Annotated in this window: 17 protein-coding genes; 16 read left to right on the top strand and 1 reads right to left on the bottom strand. The window is 56.5% G+C overall.

All coding sequences use genetic code 11. The features are described 5' to 3' along the window. The first annotated feature begins 4 nt into the window (after nt 1–4). From EUZ85_RS28550 to EUZ85_RS28615, 14 genes are all read left to right on the top strand, one after another. A complete protein-coding gene (locus EUZ85_RS28550) occupies nt 5–2,266 on the top strand; it encodes an aminotransferase class III-fold pyridoxal phosphate-dependent enzyme (protein WP_246842215.1) in 2,262 nt (753 codons plus the stop codon). A 34-nt stretch (nt 2,267–2,300) separates the two neighbouring features. Further along, complete coding sequence (locus tag EUZ85_RS28555) at nt 2,301–3,320, top strand: methyltransferase (protein ID WP_127973508.1); 1,020 nt, start codon at nt 2,301–2,303, stop codon at nt 3,318–3,320. Nucleotides 3,321–3,372: 52 nt separating this feature from the next. Next, entirely contained in the window at nt 3,373–3,615 is a 243-nt protein-coding gene (locus tag EUZ85_RS28560) for an acyl carrier protein (RefSeq protein WP_127973509.1), read from the top strand. 30 nt (nt 3,616–3,645) lie between these two features. Further along, on the top strand, nt 3,646–5,865 hold the full coding sequence (locus tag EUZ85_RS28565; RefSeq protein WP_127973510.1) for an aminotransferase class I/II-fold pyridoxal phosphate-dependent enzyme: 2,220 nt from the start codon (nt 3,646–3,648) through the stop codon (nt 5,863–5,865). Nucleotides 5,866–5,952: 87 nt separating this feature from the next. Next, nucleotides 5,953–7,578 (top strand): AMP-binding protein, encoded by a 1,626-nt coding sequence (locus tag EUZ85_RS28570; RefSeq protein WP_164887386.1) that lies wholly within the window; start codon nt 5,953–5,955, stop codon nt 7,576–7,578. A gap of 1 nt (nt 7,579) precedes the next feature. Then, nucleotides 7,580–10,408: a polyketide synthase gene (locus EUZ85_RS28575; RefSeq protein WP_127973512.1), complete on the top strand. Its 2,829-nt coding sequence runs from the start codon at nt 7,580–7,582 to the stop codon at nt 10,406–10,408. 14 nt (nt 10,409–10,422) lie between these two features. After that, nucleotides 10,423–10,740 (top strand): RedY protein, encoded by a 318-nt coding sequence (locus tag EUZ85_RS28580; protein WP_127973513.1) that lies wholly within the window; start codon nt 10,423–10,425, stop codon nt 10,738–10,740. Next, on the top strand, nt 10,727–11,548 hold the full coding sequence (locus tag EUZ85_RS28585; protein WP_127973514.1) for a 4'-phosphopantetheinyl transferase superfamily protein: 822 nt from the start codon (nt 10,727–10,729) through the stop codon (nt 11,546–11,548). Before EUZ85_RS28580 ends, EUZ85_RS28585 begins: the two co-directional genes overlap by 14 nt. 18 nt (nt 11,549–11,566) lie before the next feature. After that, nucleotides 11,567–12,694, top strand: coding sequence for a nitroreductase family protein (locus tag EUZ85_RS28590; protein WP_127973515.1), 1,128 nt, complete (start codon nt 11,567–11,569; stop codon nt 12,692–12,694). 91 nt (nt 12,695–12,785) lie between these two features. Beyond that, nucleotides 12,786–13,517 (top strand): DUF1295 domain-containing protein, encoded by a 732-nt coding sequence (locus EUZ85_RS28595; RefSeq protein ID WP_127973516.1) that lies wholly within the window; start codon nt 12,786–12,788, stop codon nt 13,515–13,517. Nucleotides 13,518–13,892: 375 nt separating this feature from the next. Beyond that, entirely contained in the window at nt 13,893–14,231 is a 339-nt protein-coding gene (locus EUZ85_RS28600) for a helix-turn-helix transcriptional regulator (RefSeq protein ID WP_127973517.1), read from the top strand. Then, complete coding sequence (locus EUZ85_RS28605; protein ID WP_241566886.1) at nt 14,218–15,501, top strand: type II toxin-antitoxin system HipA family toxin; 1,284 nt, start codon at nt 14,218–14,220, stop codon at nt 15,499–15,501. The genes EUZ85_RS28600 and EUZ85_RS28605 overlap by 14 nt, the downstream gene beginning before the upstream one ends. 386 nt (nt 15,502–15,887) lie before the next feature. After that, nucleotides 15,888–16,505 (top strand): DUF5565 family protein, encoded by a 618-nt coding sequence (locus EUZ85_RS28610; RefSeq protein WP_127973518.1) that lies wholly within the window; start codon nt 15,888–15,890, stop codon nt 16,503–16,505. 239 nt (nt 16,506–16,744) lie between these two features. Next, nucleotides 16,745–17,356, top strand: a complete 612-nt coding sequence (locus tag EUZ85_RS28615) for a DUF2239 family protein (RefSeq protein WP_127973519.1) — start codon at nt 16,745–16,747, stop codon at nt 17,354–17,356. A 66-nt stretch (nt 17,357–17,422) separates the two neighbouring features. Here EUZ85_RS28615 and EUZ85_RS28620 read toward each other — a convergent pair whose 3' ends face one another. Continuing rightward, nucleotides 17,423–18,118: a hypothetical protein gene (locus EUZ85_RS28620; RefSeq protein ID WP_127973520.1), complete on the bottom strand. Its 696-nt coding sequence runs from the start codon at nt 18,116–18,118 to the stop codon at nt 17,423–17,425. A 380-nt stretch (nt 18,119–18,498) separates the two neighbouring features. Between EUZ85_RS28620 and EUZ85_RS28625 the strand changes: the two genes are divergently transcribed. Then, nucleotides 18,499–19,071: a hypothetical protein gene (locus EUZ85_RS28625; RefSeq protein ID WP_127973521.1), complete on the top strand. Its 573-nt coding sequence runs from the start codon at nt 18,499–18,501 to the stop codon at nt 19,069–19,071. Next, the gene (locus EUZ85_RS28630; RefSeq protein ID WP_127973522.1) at nt 19,061–19,819 is read left to right on the top strand and encodes a hypothetical protein; all 759 of its coding nucleotides are present in this window, start codon (nt 19,061–19,063) and stop codon (nt 19,817–19,819) included. The genes EUZ85_RS28625 and EUZ85_RS28630 overlap by 11 nt, the downstream gene beginning before the upstream one ends. Nucleotides 19,820–19,856: the final 37 nt, after the last annotated feature.

Raw genomic sequence — 19,856 nt, forward strand, 5'->3', positions numbered from 1 at the left:
GTCGTTGCAGGCGCAGGGCGCCCAGCTCGTAGGCCTGGGCGGCTTTACCTCGATTATCGGCAAGCGCGGGCTGGTGACGGCGGAGCGCGCCGACATCCCCGTGACCAGCGGCAATTCTCTCACCACTTACGCGGGCTACACCGTGCTGCTGCAGACGCTGGAGCGTTTACAGCTCGATCCGGCGGATGCGCAGGTGGCGATAGTGGGTTATCCCGGCTCCATCTGTCTGGCGCTGGCCAAGCTGTTGCTGCAGTTGGGCTGCCGCCTGGATTTGGTTCACCGGGGCACGGCGGATGATGCGCAACTGCTGGAGCACCTGCCTGAGCATTGGCGCAGTCGGGTCACCTTGTTAAATTCCATGGACGCGGCGTATGAGCGCAATCGCCTGTTCGCCGCCGCCACCTCGTCCGGCGGCGTAATCGACGTATCCCGCCTGGCGCCCGGCTCCATTGTCGTGGACATCGCCCTGCCCCGCGACGCGGAGCGTCCTCCCACGCCTCGCACTGACGTGCTGGTGCTGGACGGCGGCTGCGTCACCGCTTCGCCAGCGACCAAGCTGGGCGGAGAGTCCATGAACATGTCCATCAAACAGCAGATTAATGGCTGTCTTGCGGAAACCATGGTCTTGGCTCTGGAAGGACGCGCGGAGTGTTTCTCCATTGGTCGCGACTTGCCCCCGGAAAAAGTGCTGGAGATTGGAGCGATGGCGGAACGTCATGGCTTCCACGCCTTTCCTCTGGCGTCCTTTGGCGAGCGCATCAACATCGAACTGATCAACGGCCTGCGTCGTTTCCACCATAGCGGCAAAGCCCAGGCGCCGGGCTATACCCCATCGGATCTGGCGGCGACGGAGCCGGATTCAGGCGAAGCGCGGCGCTCGCAAACCGTGCAGCGTTTCCGCAGTTACATCAATCCGATGCTGGCGGATTTCCTGCAGATGCAGCGTTGCGACAAAGTTTTCGAACGCGCGGAAGGGTGCACTCTGACCGATACGGACGGCGAGCGTTTTCTGGATATGGTGTCCGGTTACGGCTGCCTCAATCTGGGCCATAACCCACAAGTGGTGACGGAGGCGATCCAGAAATACGTCGCCAATATGGGCCCCAATTTCGTGCAATACGTCTCCCTGCCGGAAGAGACCTCCAAGCTGGCGGAACGACTCTGCGCCGTGGCGCCCGGACGCTTCGAACGGGTCTTTTTCAGCAACTCCGGCACAGAAGCCGTGGAGGCGGCGCTGAAGCTTGCGAAGGCAGCCAGTCGTCGCTCCCGTTTTGTCTTCGCCAACAACAGTTACCACGGCAAGACACTGGGTGCGCTCTCCGTCACCGGTCGCGAAAAGCATCAGAAGCACTTCCGCCCCCTGTTGCCCGGTTGCACGGGCGTGCCATTCGGCGACCTGGAGGCGCTGCGCGCTGAACTGGAGCAAGGCGATGTATGCGCGTTCATCATTGAGCCGATCCAGGGAGAAGGCGGCGTTTACCTACCGCCGGACGGCTATCTGAAAGCCGCCCAGGAACTATGTCGGCGCACCGGAACCCTGCTGATCGTGGATGAAATCCAGACCGGCCTGGGACGCACCGGACGCCTGTTCGCCTGTGAATGGGAAGGAGTGGAGCCTGACATTATGGTGTTGTCGAAGTCCCTGTCCGGCGGGCTGATTCCCATTGGAGCCACGCTCAGTTCCGCGGAAATCTGGGACGCGGCCTACGCCTCCACCGGACGCTTCCTGTTGCACACCTCCACCTTCGGCGGCTGCAATCTGGCTGGCGTCGCCGGGCTCGCCGCGCTGGAAGGCGTAATAGAGCAGGATCTGCCACGCCGCTCGCAAGAGATGGGCGACTATTTCAAAGCCGAACTGCAGCAAGCGGTGCAAGCCTATCCCTTTATCAAGGAAGTGCGCGGCCGCGGCCTGATGTTGGGCATCCAGTTCAACAACGACTTCAGCGGAGCCGTGGAAGCCTGCGCCCGGGAATTCGGCACGCGCCTGCCGGGAGACTGGCATCTGGCGTACCGCTTTTTCCCTGACGAAGTCCGCGAGCACCTGGCGGCGGCGGTGGGCAAGATGGAGGAATCACTGGCGGAAATGTTCTGCATGCGCTTCGTCACCAAGCTCAGTAACGATCACCGCATTCTGACGTTCGTCACCGCCAACAGCTCAACCGTAATCCGTATCCAACCCCCGCTGATCATCAGTAAAGAGGAGGTCGACCACTTCGTGAAATCCTTCGCCACCGTATGCGAAGAAATGTCCACTTTTATGAACTAAACAACGCCTTTTTTGAACATATGGAGAGATAGCGATGGAAATTAGCAAAGATCAAATTGTCGACCTGATGATGGGTTTCTTCAAAACCAAAACCCTGACCGCCGCCTTCGACCTGGGGCTGTTCGACGCCATGGCGGAGGGCCCGGCCTCTCTGGAGGACATCTGCGCCCGCGCCAATGCGCCAGTCGCTTCGGGCAAGCGCATGCTGATCGCCCTGCAGGCGATGGGGTTGCTCCAACGCGAGGGGGACGCCTATTCCCTGGCTCCGGGCGCAGCGCCCTATCTGGTCAGCCAGTCGCCGCAATGGCTGGGCTGGCTGGGCCGCCACATCGACGCCTTCCTGTATCCGCTGTGGTCCAACACCGCCCAGGCCGTGCGCGACGACAAAGATCAACGGGAGGCGGTGTTCGGCGATAAACGCAGCTGGTTCGACATTCTGTATCAGAACCCGTCCGACGTGACGGACTTCCAGGAGTTCCTGGGCATCTTCGCCAAGCCCTTTATTGACGGCATGGTGGAAGGCGTGGACTTTTCCGCCTACAGCCGCTTCATGGACATTGGCAGCGGCGTCGGCAGCTTGCCGGTCGCCGTGGCGGAAGCCTGCCCACACCTGGAGATCGCCATCTGTGAATTACCGAAAGCGGCCTGCTACGTGCGCGACAAAATCATGTCCGGCGACTTCGCTGATCGCATCAAGGTGGTTGAAGGCGACGTGATCGCCGGAACCATTCCACAGCAGGAGTACGACCTGATCCATCTGGGCTGGATGCTGCACGATTACGCCCCTGACACGCAGTTGCAGATTCTGCGCAACATTTACGACGCCCTGCCGTCAGGCGGCGTCTTCATGGCCAGCGAAACGCCTCTGGACGAAGACGAAAGCGGCCCGCTGTTCACCTCTCTGCTCTCCATCAACATGCTGGTGTCGACAGATGGCGGCGTGGAGTCCACGGCGCAGCAATATATGCAGCGCTTTGAAGAGGCCGGATTCAGCAACGTGAGAGTGCTGCGCATCAACGGACCGCGCACGTTATTCGTCGGAGAAAAAGCCTGACAAACGGGCTTCGGCCCGTCTTCCAGTCCCCCCTCAAAAAGGAAGATGCACAATGCTAGAGAACACATTACTCACCTACATTTCCGAGAATTATCTGGGCTCGGACGATCAGGGTTTCAACGCGGACACCCCGATTCTGGAGCTCAACATTATCGATTCCGGCTCCCTCTTCGATCTGGTGGAGCTACTGCGGCGCGAGACCGGCGCATCGATCCCCCTCAATCAGGTTACCCCCGGCAACTTCGCCTCCGTGCGCAAGATGGTGGATCTGGTCACACGCCTGCAACAACACTAGCCCCGAATATTCAAGGAATGAGGTAACACCATGACAGAACAAGTATTTGCCGATACGCAACAGGCGGAAGAGTCTCTGCGGGAACTGGTGCTGAGCGCCTTGCAACGCCACACGGAATACGCGCAGGAAGACTTTGACGACGACGCGGATTTCGAGGGCGACCTGGGTGTCGATTCCATCACCCTGGCTTCCGTGCAGGCGGAAATTTATCAGACGCTGGGCCTGCAGAATAAGTCAGTGCAAGCGGGCCTGGACAATGTCGGGCAACTGCTGCGCCATATCAGTCAGCGCCTGCAGAAAGAGGGCCTCAGCGTCGCCACAGTTGCGCAGCAAACGGCGACAGCTCGCCGCGCTGACGCCCAGGACGACGCACTGAGCGCGAACGTGCTCGATGTTTATCAGGCTCACACCGGCTACCGTCGCAGCGAGCTGGACCTGCAAGCGGATCTGGAGGGCGATTTAGGCGTCGACTCCGTGACTCAGGCTGCTGTGCTGGCGGAGATCGCCAAGCTCATGCGCATGGAGAAAGCCGGTTTTCCCGCCGGACTGAGCACTATCGCGCAAGTCATCGCCTATCTGCGCGAGATCGGAGCCGACGCCGCCCTGGCCCGCCCCGCCAAGGAAGTAGGCGCCGCTCCTGAGTCGCAACAGGTTTCCAGGCACCCCGCAGAAAGCCGCGCCAGTGGCGGCGGCATGTGGACGGACTTCATCGACCGTCTAAATCAGGAAGACGTGAAGGAACCCAGCGACGCTGCGACTGAACTGGCGGACCAGTTCAAGCTGAGCTTCCTCGCCAGCGGTTTCGGGCAGAAGGACATCTCCGCTTTGCACGACCGTCTGCGCAGCGAACACGGCATGCCTGCTCACCTGAGTCTGGCGGACTGCGATACGCCCGAGAAACTGTTGCAATACATCCGCGCCAGTCGCCCGCATCAGGTTGAAGCTCTGGGAGCGGAGCATCTGGACGCGGCCTACGGCGCCAATGAAGCGGCGGAAAACGATCCCCGCACCATGAAAGATTTCGTCAATCTGCCGGATCGCGATCTGTTTCATAAGACCCGGGAGTTCCGCAAATTCTACGTGGCGAAGCAGCAGGCGCAGCTGTATTGGTACGGCATGCCTCTGGAATCCCAATGCCGTAACCGTGCGGTGATCTACGACGAAGTTACCGGACGCCGCCGTGAGTTTCTGATGTTCGCCTCCAACAATTATCTTGGGCTGGCCAATCATCCCGAAGTCATTGAAGCCATCGCCGAAGGCGCCCGTCGCTACGGAGCCACCAATACCGGTTGCCGTCTGATCGGCGGCAGTAATGTTCTGCACAAGGAATTGGAGCGTCGTCTGGCCAGGCTGAAGGGACGCGAGGCCTGCATCGTGTATCCGTCCGGCTATTCCGCCAATCTGGGCTGTATTTCCGCTCTGGCCGGACGCAATGATCTGGTGTTCACCGACTCCATCAACCACATGAGCATTCAGGACGGCTGCAAACTCTCCGGCGCTTCCCGCAAGATTTACCAGCACAGCATGGAAAGCCTGGAGACCACGCTGAAAAAATACGCCGACCACGACGGCGGCAAACTGATCGTCACCGACGGCGTATTCTCCATGCACGGCGATATCGTCGACCTGCCGCGCCTGGTGGAACTGGCGCAGCAATACGGCGCACGCGTCCTGGTGGATGACGCCCACTCCACCGGCGTCCTCGGCAAAACCGGTTCCGGCACCACCGAACACTTCAATATGAAGGGCATGGCCGATCTGGAGCTGGGCACCATGAGCAAGGCGCTGGCCGGCGTAGGCGGCTTCGTGTGCGCGGATGAAGATGTAGTGGAATACCTGCGCTTCTACTCCAACTCTTACGTGTTCGCAGCCACTATCCCCGCAGCCGTGGCGGCGGGCGTGATCGCCTCTATCGATGTGATGGAGCGCGAGCCGCAGCGCTTGAGCAAACTCTGGAGCAACATTCATCGCCTGCGTGGTCACCTGCTGGGCGCCGGGTTCGATTTGGAGCATTCCAACAGCGCCATTATTCCGGTGGTGGTGGGTGACGATCGCAAAACCCTGGAGCTTGGCCGCGCCGTCCGCGCTCGCGGCATGTACTGCCAGACCGTGGTTTTCCCCGGCGTGGCGGTGGGCGACGCGCGTCTGCGCATCAGCGTCACCAGCGAACATACCGAAGAAGACCTGGATATGGCGGCGCAGATCATCATCGACGCAGCGAAAGAAGTGAATATTCCCGTCACGCTGTGATCCGATTACCCCGGATGGCGTAACGCCAGCCGTCCGGGGTGATGTCGTCACTGCGCCAGCTTAATGCAGGATTGGAGGAGAGCAGGCATGAAAGTACAAGAAACGGAAAACGGATTTGTCCCTGTCATCGATTATTTACGACGCTCCGCCGTCAACTTTCCCCAGCGTCCGGCGTTTGTCGGTCCAGAGGAAATAAGCTACGAGCAGTTCTACGCCATGGTGCGCCGCTGGGCTGGCTATTTCCGCTACGCCGGTCTGCAGCCAGGGGATCGCGTGGCGATCTGGTTGCCCAAACAAATCGATTATGTTGTCGCCCTGTACGCCGCCATGGAGTGCGGCGGTGTGTATGTTCCCATGGATGGCATGCAGCCGGTGGAGCGGGCGAAGAAAATTTTCACCGGCGCGGAGCCCGCCATTCTCGTTACCGACAGCGCCCGCTTTGAGCAACTGGATGATGCGACTTGCGCGTCATTACGGCTGGCGCTGGTCACCGACTTCCACAAGGTTCCTGACGCAGCGGCGCCCGGTCGTTTCGCCGTCGCGTCACGGGCGTCGGCGGATACTTTCGAACCTCCGTCGGAGCAAACGCCGCATCATCCCGGTCCACAGGATCTGGCGGCGATTTTATTCACCTCCGGCTCCACTGGCATGCCCAAGGGGGTACAGATCAGCTACGGCAATCTGCACGCCTTTATCGGCTGGGCGTTACAAGAGCTTTCTCTGAACGAGCGGGACGTCTTTTCCAACCACGCCGGTTTCCATTTCGATCTCAGCACCTTCGATCTATTCGCCGCAGCGGCGGCGGGCGCAGGGGTCTGGGTTATCGGCGAAGAACAACAACGGGATGTCGCCGCGCTGGCGGACGGCATTCAGCGCTATGACGTCAGTGTTTGGTACAGCGTTCCCTCAATCCTGTCTCTGATGGTGAGCGCCGGAGCCCTGGATACCGACGTCACCGCCTCGCTATGCTATCTGATTTTCGCCGGCGAAGTCTTCCCGATTCGTCCTTTACGGGAGCTAAGCCAGCGTCTGCCCGGTGATTGTGCGCTCTATAACTTCTATGGGCCGACCGAAACCAATGTCTGCCTTTACTATCGAGTGACGGCGGAGGACCTGCAACGGGACAAGCCGGTGTATATCGGCGCTCCGCTGCCCGGGCAAAACGCCCTGGTGCTGGACGACCAGGGCCTGCCTGTCAGTACTCCCGGCGCCATTGGCGAACTGATCATTGAAGGCTCCTGCGTCACACCGGGTTACCGCAACCGCGTCGACCCCGCTAACGCCGACAACCATTTACAGGGACGCCATGCGACCGGCGATCTGGTGGGCTACGAAAACGGCTATCTGTACTACCACGGGCGCAAGGACCGCATGCTGAAAATCAATGGCTACCGGGTGGAGCTGGGAGAGATCGAAGCGGCGTTGTCGACCATGCCGGGCATCCGGGAAATCGCCGTGGTGGCGGAAATCACCGAGCAGGCGCAAAACCTCATCGCTTACTTCAGTGCGGTTGATCCGGCCTCTGCGCCCAGCGTGCTCGCCATCAAGCAACACTGTCAGACGCGATTGCCCCGCTACATGATTCCCAAGCTGGTGCGCAGACTGGACGAACTGCCGAAAAGCCGTAACGGCAAAATTGATTACCTGGCGTTAAAAGAGTTGGCGTTCAAGCCGAACGTTGCGCCACAGACTCACACAGACCCGGTTGCCTGACATGACTGACGCCAGCTTATTTTCCTCCCCCTCACCCGGCTCCCACGACCGGACCTTGCGCGAGCCTGTCGCTATCGTCGGCATCGCCTGCATTACCCCCTCCGCTCAGGATACGGAATCGTTCTGGCGACTGCTTGAGCGTGGCGAGCGTGCGCCCCTGCGCGCCATGCCAGCGCACCGGATACCGCAAACCAGTGCAGCGGCCAGGGCGCATCTGGACGCCTGGCGTGGTTCATTTTTCGCCGAGGCGGAAAGCGACTTCAAACGCTTCCGCATTCCTCCCGCCTACCGTAAATCCGTTTCCCAGATGATGCTGCTACAGCTGCGCGCGGCGGAGCAATGTCTGCGTGACGCAGGCTATCCCGACAAGCTGCCGTCACTGGACGACACCGATGTGTACAGCGGCTCCTGCTTTTGCTTCGACAGCGCGCTTAATAACGCCTTGAAAGTGGAAGGCGTGCGGCTCGCTTATGAGGCCGCGGAGCAACGCTCAGGAGACTGTGAAGCGGACCTGGACGCTATCCGCGAACATCTGCGCGAGCACTTCGGCTTGTCCTCTCATGATCGCGTCGGCGAGATGGCGAGCAGCATCCCCGCCCGCATCGCCTCGCATTTCGGTTTTCGCGGCCGCGCCCAGGCGCTGGAGTCCGCCGACGCCACCAGTTATGTGGTGTTGGAGGCCGCCCTGCTGGCGCTGTCAGGAGGCCAGACCAAAGCGGCGCTGGTCATCGCCGGACAGCGCTATGACAGTCTGCTGCCCGCCCTCGCTCTGGAGAAAAAAGGCTTCGCGTCCGGCGCGCCTTTCACCGCCAGTTCACCTGGAGCGCCGTTAGCGGAAGGGGCCACAGCGTTGTTGCTGAAGAGGCTCAGCGATGCGCGCCGGGATGGCGATCGCATCTACAGCGTCATTCGCGGCGCCGCCAGCGCTCGTCGCGACTCTCCCTCCGGCTACCGCTACGGCGGCGATGCGGCGTTAAAGTATCAGGCCGCTGCGGAAGCCTGCCGTCAGGCCAATATCACTCCCGCCAGACAGCGTTATATTGAGTGTGCGCTGCCAGGGCATGTGGAAGAAAGCAAAGCGCTACTGACCGCGATGTCGGATTTACGCCATGACGATAGCGTCCCCCTGCATCTGCGCTCTTGCGTCGCCAACCTGGGCTATGCGTTCGCCAACGCCGGACTCAACGCCATCGCCGCCGCCAGTCTGGCGCTGCGCCACGGTCGCCTGCCCGGCATGCCGCAAGCAGACGGCCAGGAGTTAATACTACGTCAGAACATCGATTACGGGGCCGGGCGCTGCGAGTCCTGGCCACAAACGGACGAGCGTATCGCCGGCGTGTGCGGCGGCGGATTGAGCGGCGTCAGTTGGCATATGGTGCTGTCCAGCCCTGATGCGGTCCCGGCGGACATTGAGACAACTCCGGCGTCCCAGGAACCCATTGCCATTGTCGGCGTCGGAGGTTCTTTCGGTCCTTGGCGCGACGTGACGGCAATACGCGCAGGCCTGTGGGTTAGCGCTGACGCCGTTCAGCCACTGCCGGAAGCAGTACTGCCCCGTCGCGCCTTCTTCAGCGCGGACGCATCGCGACCGTTGAGCTGTTACGCGCAGTATGGCGCAGCGCTGGAGCAAAGCGAGTTCGACTTATCCCCTTATAAAATTTTTCCGCGCCGCGCCGCCGGCATGGACCGCGCCCAAAAACTGGGACTGCAAAGCGCGGCGGAAGCGCTGGCTGACTACGGTCTGTCACGCAAACGACAACGCCAGGGCGCAGCGGCGGTGTTTATCGCCAGCAATCTGAATCTGGGGCGTGAACGCGCACTTTCGGCGGCGCTCCACTATCCCCAGTTGCAGGCGCTGTTCGCCGGCTCGCCACAGGCGGCGTACTTTCAGGATGCCTCAGCAAGACAGCGACTCTCCCCCGATGAGGTCGACCACTTCACGCTCGACAGTTTTTCCGCCAGCGGCATCGCGGCGTTGATCTCCAATTGCTTCCAGCTCAACGCCGCGCCCGCAGCCATTGAAGCGGCTTGCGCATCCTCTCTGGCGGCGCTGCATAACGCGGTGCTGGCGCTGCGCAGTCATCGCTACGACCTGGTGCTGGCGGGAGGCGTGGAGTTGCCGGTGAACATTCGCGACCTGACGCTGTGCTCTGCGCAAATGATGCTGTCGCAGCACAAAATCGCGCCTTTCGCGGTGGACGCGGACGGGTTTTCACCCGGTGACGGCGCCGGCATGTTCGTCCTCAAGCGTCTGAGTGACGCATTGCGGGATGGCGACCGTATTTACGCCGCCATCACCGGCGTCGGCGCCTCCTGCGACGCCCGCTCCATGACGGCGCCGGACCCACAGGGACAGGCGCTGGCCATGCGCAAAGCCTTCGCACAGGCCGGTTATTCTCCTGCTCGCGTACAGTACGTGGAAACTCATGGCACAGGCACGCGACTGGGAGATATCGCTGAGCTGACCGCACTGAACGAGGTGTACCGGACACAAGAACGGAGCGGTCCGCTTAAGGTCGGTTCGATCAAGTCCAATATCGGACATACCTTCGCCGCAGCGGGGTCAGCCGGCCTATTGAAAACCCTGCTGGCGATCCGTTACGGTGATATCCCCGCCACGCTGTTACGACGGGAGATGAATCCGGAGCTGCCCCTGGCGGAGATTCCCACGGAGCCTGTCACCGCCCGGCAACCCTGGCCATTGGGCGAAGACGCCCGATACGCCGCGGTCAGTTCATTCGGCACTGGCGGCGTTAACTATCATCTGCTCTTACAGTCCGTAACCGATACCCATGCGGCGCCGGACGACTCTCAATACACTGCAAATTAAGGAAAGGGAACGAAATGGAAACCATCATTCACAAAATCCGCCTGTTCGATATTGCACAAGCCGACGCCTTCGAGTCCTGGGTGCAAAACGTCGATTACGCCACCTGCCCCGACCTGCCCAGCGTCGTGCGCTTTGACGTGCATCGCGCGTCTTTGGAGCCAAACGCTCCTTATCACTATGTGGAGGTGATAAAAATAACCGACCGCGCCGCCTTTGACGCCGATATGGAAACATCGACGTTCGCCGGATTGGTGCAGGCCTTTTCCCGTATGGCGGAAGTCGTTGAAGAACTGGCGGGCGAGCAGCTGGGCTCAGGCTATGCCGCAGGCTGAGCCTGCTGCGTCTCCCCCCCGGCTGCATTCGGGGAAATTACAGGCATCAGACTGGAACCGCTCATTGATGATCGGTCCCTGGCGTCTGTATGCCGTGTCAGTGAACCGCTGGCGCAGCCATTTTGCAACGGAGGCTGACCTGCGGCGGGTATTCGACCTGCGCGAACGACGCCATCTGCGCCAGATTCGTTTCGCCAAACGCAAGCTGGAATGGGGCGCGGGAAGACTGGCCGGGAAACAGGCGCTCCAGCGCTTGCAAGCAGAGTTGGCGGCGCCGCAGCGCGCCTTACGGGACATCATTATCAGCAATTGCAAAACTGATCCCCATCAAGGCCGTCCGGAAGCCAACATGGAAGGCTACATCAGCATCAGTCACGCTGACGACTGGGCCGTGGCGGCGGCTGGGCGTTGCCCCGTCGGCGTCGATATCGAACCCGTTCGCACCTTCTGCGGCTCAGTCTGGGAAATGGCGTTCACCCCAGAGGAGCGGCGCTGGCTGTTACGCCGCGGGCGCAACGAACGCGACGCTTCCGCCACCATGGCGTGGGCGTTCAAAGAGGCGCTGCTGAAATGCTACGGACGCAGCATTTTTGGTTGGTTCGCTGACGTAGAACTGCATCCGCCAGGAGACGCCGGCGCGTTGTCCTGGACATTATCACGGCGGCTCAGCCGGGAACTCGGCGCTGTCGCCAATACGCCTCTGGTGGCGATTGCAGACCGGTTTCAGGGATGCGCTCTCGTGGTTGTCGGCAGCCCGCCGGAAGTTTGCGACCGACTCCAGGGGCTTAATGCGCAAGGAATTTATTGAAAGATTGGAGCTTTATTTATGCCGTCGGATTTCACCCATGAACTTCAGGAAACTGTGGATTTGGCGCGCTGGGCGCCGTCATCCCACAACTCGCAACCCTGGACGTTGATACATATTCAGGAGCGCGAGCGGGCCAACGCACTCCTCGGAGACAGGCTTCAGGAAGGAGAACAATGTGTCGTCCTGGCGTTGAACAGCGCTCGTAAACTCAAAGCCCTGGAAAGTCTGGAAATCGAAATGCTGATGAGCTGCGGATTATTTCTGGGCTTGTTTTGCATGTCTCTGGGCGTCAAAGGCCATGACTGGCGTCCGCGCTGGCTCTGCGAGGGCGAAAAAGACGCTCCCCTTACAGCACTGGAGCAGGAACACGGTTGCCTTGCGCTGACGGCGGTGCGTATCACGCCCGACAGCATTAAACCCGTCAGCGATGCAGAAGAATGGCGGCGACTGGTTCTACACCGGCGCACCCACCGCGGACCTTTTAATCCATTGCGCATCAGCGACGACGGATTGCAGAAACTGTTGGCGCGGCGCTGGCCATTGTCCTTAACCGGCGAGCATTTGCTGATGCGGATCGAACGCGATCCCGCGACGATTCGTCGCGCAGCGCAACTGGTGAAACAGTATGCGGTGCTGGACTTCGCCAACTATAAAGCCTGGCGCGAGACTTATCGCTATATCCACTTTTCCCTGGATGAAGACGCGGAAGACGGATTCTACCTGCAAAGTCTGCTGGGCCCGCAAAGCAAGTGGAGCAGTCTGTTCTATCGTTGCGTACTGGCTCCGCCTGTCATGCAGGCGCTGCGTCCCTTCGGCGCGCCGCAACGTATGGCGGAACAGCTTGGCGCGCTGGTGGAAGATTCATCCCAGTTGTTGTTCTGCCATCTGGGAGAAGAGCATATGACGCCGAAAGCGCTGACTCAGGCTGGCGCGCGCTTGATGGAGGTTTGGCTTAACGCTCAGGAGCAGAAGCTGGCCATACATCCGGCCAGCGTCATGCTGCAGCATGACCAGGCGCGCATTGAGATCGAGCGTCTGCGGGACGAAAACGGGCGCATGATTTTTTTCGCCCGGCTTGGCGCCATCAAAGAAGTTTTCGACAAAAGTCCCAGAAGAAAAACCAACGGCATCATCGCCACGGGATAACGACAGGCCCAAAAGAAACCCACATGCAATGGAACCCTAACCCCGTCGCCAGACGGCTTACTCAAGTTCGATAGAAAAAGGAAAAGGAAATATGGAGCAACAATGGATAATCATGATCATTGTGATCGAGGCCATGGCCGTCGCTGGCGTCATCGCCGCTCTGATCACCAAGGACACCAAAGCGCCGTTTATCTTTGGATTTAACACACTGCTGCCGGTAACGCTGGTGTATTGCTGGTACGGCGAGGCAGATCTGGTGCGTAAAGCCCTGCTATTGGGCATGGTGATTATTTACCAGTTACGCATGAATGTAGTCCTCACGCTTTGGTACAACAACACCGCCGCCGCCAAGCTCAAGGAAGTCATGCCGCTGTCGGCCATCTACTTTTTACCGATTATTCTCGCCAACGTATTTGGCTGGCTCTACTGCCTGCCATTCCAATGGGCGGCGGACCGTGTCGGCCCGTTAAACTGGATTGATTACAGCGCTGTCGCCGTCTATCTGGTCGGCACTATCTTCCATTTCGGCAGCGACTATCAGAAGCACTTATTCAAGCAACAACCCAACTCCCGCGGCCAGATTCTCGATACCGGCTTCTGGCGCTACTCCCGTCACCCCAACTACTTCGGCGACTTCCTGATCTACGTCGCCTTCGGCCTCACCGCCGGCAACCCCTGGGGCGTCATCGCGCCATTGGCCAATATCGCGCAGTACATGGCGGACGCCATTCCCAAAAGCGAAAAAATGGCGGAAGAACGCTACGGCGAAGCCTGGCGGAACTATAAGAAAAAAGCCAAGTGCCTGATCCCGTTTGTGATCTAAACCCAATCTGACTTCCCAGAAGCCAAATGCCTGGGAACAAACACGGCGACTATCCGCCACGAAAGACAGGGCCATGCATACCGCAGGCCCTGTTACTTTCGGTCGTCTAATCCCTTGTATTTTGGGTGCTCAGACGCAAGCTGCGCCAGGATATTGAGGATTACTGGGATTTGAAAGCCGAAAGCTCAACAAATGTGGAAGAGCAGCGCCCACTCTCAAATTTCACCAAGTTTGCCCCATATATAGACCACAAGAATAACTACCGGATCACATATAAACCATTTCTACTTGTCGGACAAAGCAAACACTGATATTTTGACTCATATATAGATCACATAGATAGCATATGATTCATTTATAGACCAAAGACAAGATATGCCCAAAGTATCGACGCGCACATACTCCCGCTATAGCCTTGAGGCCATCACCCTCCTTAGCAACCTGATCCGTGTGGCGAGAATAGAGCGCAAGATGAGTGCGCAAGAGGTTGCCGATCGTGCTGGAATTTCACGTGGCCTGCTGCAGCGTATTGAAAAAGGCGACCCCAAGTGCGAGCTGGGTGCGACCTTTGAGGTCGCCACCATCGTTGGCGTTAAACTTTTTGATGCGGAAACGAGCACACTCACTAAACATATTCGCCAAACAGAAGACAAACTCGCGCTGCTGCCAAAGTCAGTACGCAAGAAAGTCAAGGTTGCTGATGATGACTTCTAATACCTCTTCTTCGAATGCCAGTGACAGAGAAGCTTTTGTCTGGATATGGCTACCCGAAGCCACTGCCCCCATTGTTGCCGGAAAGCTTGAGGCGGACGATCAAGGTAATGTGCAGTTCAACTATGGTAGAAGCTATCTGGAGCGTATAGCCGCCAGACTTCCAATCATTTCCATTTACGAGCCGGAATTGCCACTGAAAAAAGGCGTATTGCCCCTGCTTGATGGACTAACCATGCCCGGGTGCATCCGAGATTCTTCGCCGGATGCCTGGGGACGGCGCGTTATCATCAATAAAAAGCTCGGGCGCAAAGGCAGAGATACGGATACCAATGCATTAGGAGAGCTAACCTATTTGCTTGAATCTGGCTCTGATCGGATCGGCGCACTGGACTTTCAACGCTCCCCCAGTGAATACGTTCCGCGTTCGGCAAACAACGTCCCTCTGGAAGAATTGCTTGAATCCGCTGCACGGGTCGAGCAAGGCGTACCTCTGACTCCTGAGCTGGATCAGGCTCTCTTCCATGGTAGCTCTATCGGTGGCGCACGCCCCAAAGCCTTGATCGAGGATCATGGCATAAAATACGTGGCGAAGTTTTCTTCAAACACGGACCTTTACAGTGTGGTAAAGGCTGAATATATCGCTATGCGACTAGCCGCAATTGCTGGAATAAATGCAGCCCCCGTAAAGTTGGTTCAAGCTGCACAAAAAGATATCCTTTTGATCAAGCGCTTTGATCGTGAAAAAACTATACACGGCTGGACACGTAAAGCCATGGTCTCCGCACTAACGCTTTTCCGCCTGGATGACATGATGGCGCGTTATGCCAGCTACGAAATATTCGCCGAAATTATCCGCCATCATTTCGATGATCCTAAAAAAACACTCAGAGAGCTGTTTTCTCGTCTCGTCTTCAACATCCTGAGTGGCAATACCGATGACCACGCTAGAAACCATGCAGCATTCTGGAATGGAAAAACGCTGAGCCTAACTCCAGCTTACGATATTTGCCCTCAAGGCCGCACAGGTAATGAAGCAACGCAAGCCATGCTAATTTCTGGTACAAACAGACTAAGCACACTCAAATCCTGCCTTGATGCAGCGTCATGTTTTCAGCTTTCTAAAGAGGAAGCCAGAATGATTTTTGACAGACAGCGCGAAGAGATTGAAGCAAATTGGGAGAAAGTTTGCGAGGAGGCAAATTTAAGTGCAGTTGATCAAAAGCTGCTTTGGAGAAGGCAGTTCCTCAATCCTTTTGCATTTGAGAGTTAACAAAACCGGTCAGTGTAGCTTACTGGCCACAGTTTAGAAAAAGACCCCAAATCCCTTTGGGTCAAGCGCTGTTCCGTGCGCGCAAGGACATCAACTCAGTGGGGTGAGAAATCCCTATCTCTTACGCCTTCCATTACCACATAGACAGCACAGCGGCAGTGGCTTCCCTGCGATGAAACGATCACGCCTTTGACCAACGCCGCTTTACAAGAGACATATTACGTGGCGGAGCGACAGAGGCTGTCGTCGTACGCATTTAATTGAAAAAAATTGCGTAATCAGGCCGCCCAGTTTGACCGCCATTGATATCAGGCGTTACCATGCCGCCTCTCTTCATGGAGCCGGACGGGACTCGAAATCCGTTTAAACTTCATAGGAGAAAAAACATGAAAAAGATCAAGACCTTATTCGTCATCGATCGCCATAGCCACCTGGCGACGGAGCAGGTGGTTGCAGAGTCCGCCTGGGTGTTGCAAGGCATTGGGCTCGCCACCGAGAAGTTCGACGGCAGCGCCTGTCTGTTCAGAGAAGGTCGTTTGTGGAAACGCTACGACCGTAAACTGCGCAAGCCATTCGCCGCCAAACTTCGCGCCGGACGTCTCGAAACACTGGACCACGCCATGTTCAAATCGGCGCCGGACGGCTTTGCGCCTTGCGAGGCGGAACCTGACGCCCTCACCGGACACTGGCCCGGCTGGCTACCGATTTCCGCAGCCAACCCGGAAGATTGCTGGCATTGCGAGGCGCTTGAGCAGGCCGACGGCAAACTGATCGAAGGCCAGACCTACGAACTGGTCGGCCCTAAAGTTCAGAGTAACCGTTACCAGTTGCAGCGCCATGCGCTGTGGGCGCATGGAGGCAAGATCCTGACGCCGCCGGAGCGCCTCGACTTCCACTCTTTGCGCGACTGGATGGCCGCGCAAAACATGGAAGGGGTTGTTTGGCATGCGCCGGATGGACGCATGGCCAAATTGAGACGAAAAGACTTCGGTTTATCATGGTGAATACCCGCCTGGGACTCTTCCCAGGCTTTTATTTTCCCTTATCCAACTCCCCCACTGCTCACTGAATCTCCAGCACACCGCCACTAACTTGTGGTTTTAAAAACGCTTTTTATGCTTGCCAAAGAAACATTATTTACCGGGTAATATTGACTTCATTTTTTACCCGGGTATTATTGGCAACATATTTTCCAGGATAGTCGTGGTTACCGGCTATCCGAGCGAGCACAGGAGTGAAACAGATGAGCGCACTAGAAACTCAGAGTTATACCGGTTTTCACGGCCACCAGCTTTTCGCCGCCGGCGACTTGCCTGAAGTGGCCCTGAAGGCCAAAACCTTATTAGAGCAGGACGCCAACGCCCCCGTGGCTATCTACGACAACGCAACCGGCCGGATCGTGGATATTGATTATCGCGGAACGGCTGAAGATGTTATCGCCAGAATCGCAGCACGTAGCAAAGATGGCGCCCCTAAACCGAAAGCCGGACCTGGACGTCCCAAACTGGGAGTGGTATCGAGAGAAGTCACGCTGTTGCCCCGGCACTGGGATTGGTTAAGGGCGCAACCGGGCGGCGCGTCCGTAGCCTTGCGCAAACTGGTCGAAGCGGCCAGACGCGACAATGTGGATATCGACAAATCCCGCCTGGCGCTGGAAGCCGTGTATCGCTTCATGTCCACCGTCGCCGGCGACTTTCCTGGTTTTGAAGAAGCCTGTCGCGCCTTCTTCGCCAAAGACTATGAGACGTTTGACGATATGATTTCGCTATGGCCTGACGATATTCAGGACCATATCCGGCATCAGACGGAGAACGCATTGCAAATGCAGAAAAAAGCGGAGGCTCAGCAGGACTGAGCTCCGTCCGCTCTTGGCGCTGCGCAGGCCCGGTAAGGGCCTTCCGCAGCCAGTCTCTACCGCATCTTAGAACTGATAAGTCACGGCCACGGACAGGAACCCCTGCGCGCCGCCCAGATCATCTTCAATATCACGACGCTCGCGCTCCAGATTATCCGCAGACAGAACGCCTCCAGGATCTCTGGCGCTCAACTTCACATCCGGATCGCTAAACGGCGTCATCACCCCAAACTCTGCCTGGAAAGAAAAGCCGGATTCGCTACGAATACGATTCCCCCACCCCAGACTCAGATAAGGCGCCCAGGAGGACTGATCAACTTCCGCATCCAAACGCACATTATCGCTACTGCTGACATGCGCGCCGCCAACGTCGAAAGACTGACCTGACTTAGTGGTCCCTTTGATATCGTGATCAAAATAAACCAAGCCGCCAGAGAAGAAGATGTTATCCACATACTTACCGGAGAACGGATACCAGTCCACGCCGCCAGTCAGAGTCCCTGTGCGGAAATCCGCTTTGTATTTGGTTCCGCTCAGCTCAAGATCGTCGACGTCGTCCACATCCAGCCCGCCGAAGGTAAAACGCAGCTGCAGTTGGTCCTCATCCACCAGACTCCAGTCCGTCCGTTTGGCGGCGGTGACGCCAACGCCCTGCGTCCCCAGCATGCCGCCTACGGAATAGTCCGCCGCCTGCGCCGAAGTCGCGTAAGCCGCCGCCAGAATAAGTGTCGCCCCCAGGCGAACGATAGAATTGCCAGCCATTGCCCGGCCTCCCTCTTTTTCAAATATTTAAATCTAACTACACAAAAGGAGATGTGATCTTAAGAGGCCAAACGAAAAAGGTATGTGGCTGATTTGGGACAGAATGTGACACGTCTCTTCCCACTATGAGCAGATCTGAACTCTGAGATCTCGCCTCAATTTACATCAAGTGAGGAACTGGTCTAGAACTAACCAGCCAAAAGACAGTAGTATTCCAAAGCAAGCATTGAAAGCACCTGCTATATTTATACTCATCTATGGAAACTGGTATTTTCATTGCGTATTGGATAGTACTCAGAAATAGAGTCGGCTCATGAGCATACCTATTTCAGTCATACTCGTTCTACATAGTGAACATGGAGACATAAAGGAGAATATTTATGAGTTCCACTGAAGCAAAATTGCACTTATCTTTAGAGGATGGAGTATTCGAAATATCTGGCTCTGAGCTATTTGTGTCTCAGCAAATTGAAAATTTTAAAGATATAATATTGGAGTCACTACATAGCAGAAAGCACTACACCATAGAAACCAACCAATTAACAAAAGAGTCCGCGCCACCTGCAGCAGAGCCTTTAGCAGAAGGGGCGAAGTCAGAACATGGTTTTGATAAAAAGTCGTTTCCAAGAGTTCTTCATATTGAAGGTAAGAATGTAAGGATTATTAAGAAAATGCCAGGGTCGACAAGCTCTAAAAAATCTATAAATACGGCTCTCGCATATCTCTGGGGCAAAAGATCCGTAGGTGAAGAAGGGATTTCCTATCAGGAAATCCGAGATCTATGCCAACAACAAGGTTGTCTGGATTCCGCCAACTTCTCCGCTACGATAAAAGGAGCAAGAGAGTATATAATAATAGAAGGAAAAAAAGGATCATCTGCACAAACCTGCAAACTCACGCTTCCGGGGGTTGAACGGGCAGAAGAGCTACTGGAAGATCTAAATGGAGAGTAAGGTTAGAAGTATAATAGAAACTGCCTCTGATAAAACCTTATCAGAGCACATAGTTAATTCTTACATGGAAGTCGAGCGCAATTATTTTCTTCAATCTTGGAAAACAAGTGAACTGGATGCAGGTCACTTCGTTGAATCTGTCCGTCGGCTAATAGAACTGAAACTCCACGGAAATTACACTCCTATTAATAAGTCGCTTCCTGCATTCAACGACAGCACCATGCTTTCATACATAAACACCCAAGGGGACGACTCTTATAGAATTCACATTCCAAGAATACTTATTTCAATATATGGAATAAGAAACAAACGAGGAGTCGGCCATATATCAAAAATCTCTCCAAATCACCTTGATGCGACTTTTATATTATCAAGTGTAAAGTGGGTACTAGCTGAAATAGTTAGATTAAACTCCTCTCACAAACCTGAAGAAACTTTAAAAATAGTAGAGAGAATAATAAATAGAAGCATTGAGGGGTTTTGGGAGCAGGATGATATAAAGCGAATATTAGTAGATGGACTGAATCTTCAAGAAAAAATAATTTTTATTCTTTATGCCACAAACGAGGTGGAAGATCAAAAAATACTCAGCATAATTGAATGCAAAAATAAATCGTATTTCAATAAAACGCTTAAGAAATTACATAACTCTAGACTTATTGAGCACAAAGGAAATGGTGACTGCATTATTTCACCTAAAGGAATTGCATACGCAAAAGACATTATATTGAACAAGGTAATTGCATAGTAATCCAAGCCTCTATTGATGAGCGAAAAGACTCCCA

The sequence above is a fragment of the Hahella sp. KA22 genome, from assembly GCF_004135205.1.
Taxonomy (GTDB): domain Bacteria; phylum Pseudomonadota; class Gammaproteobacteria; order Pseudomonadales; family Oleiphilaceae; genus Hahella.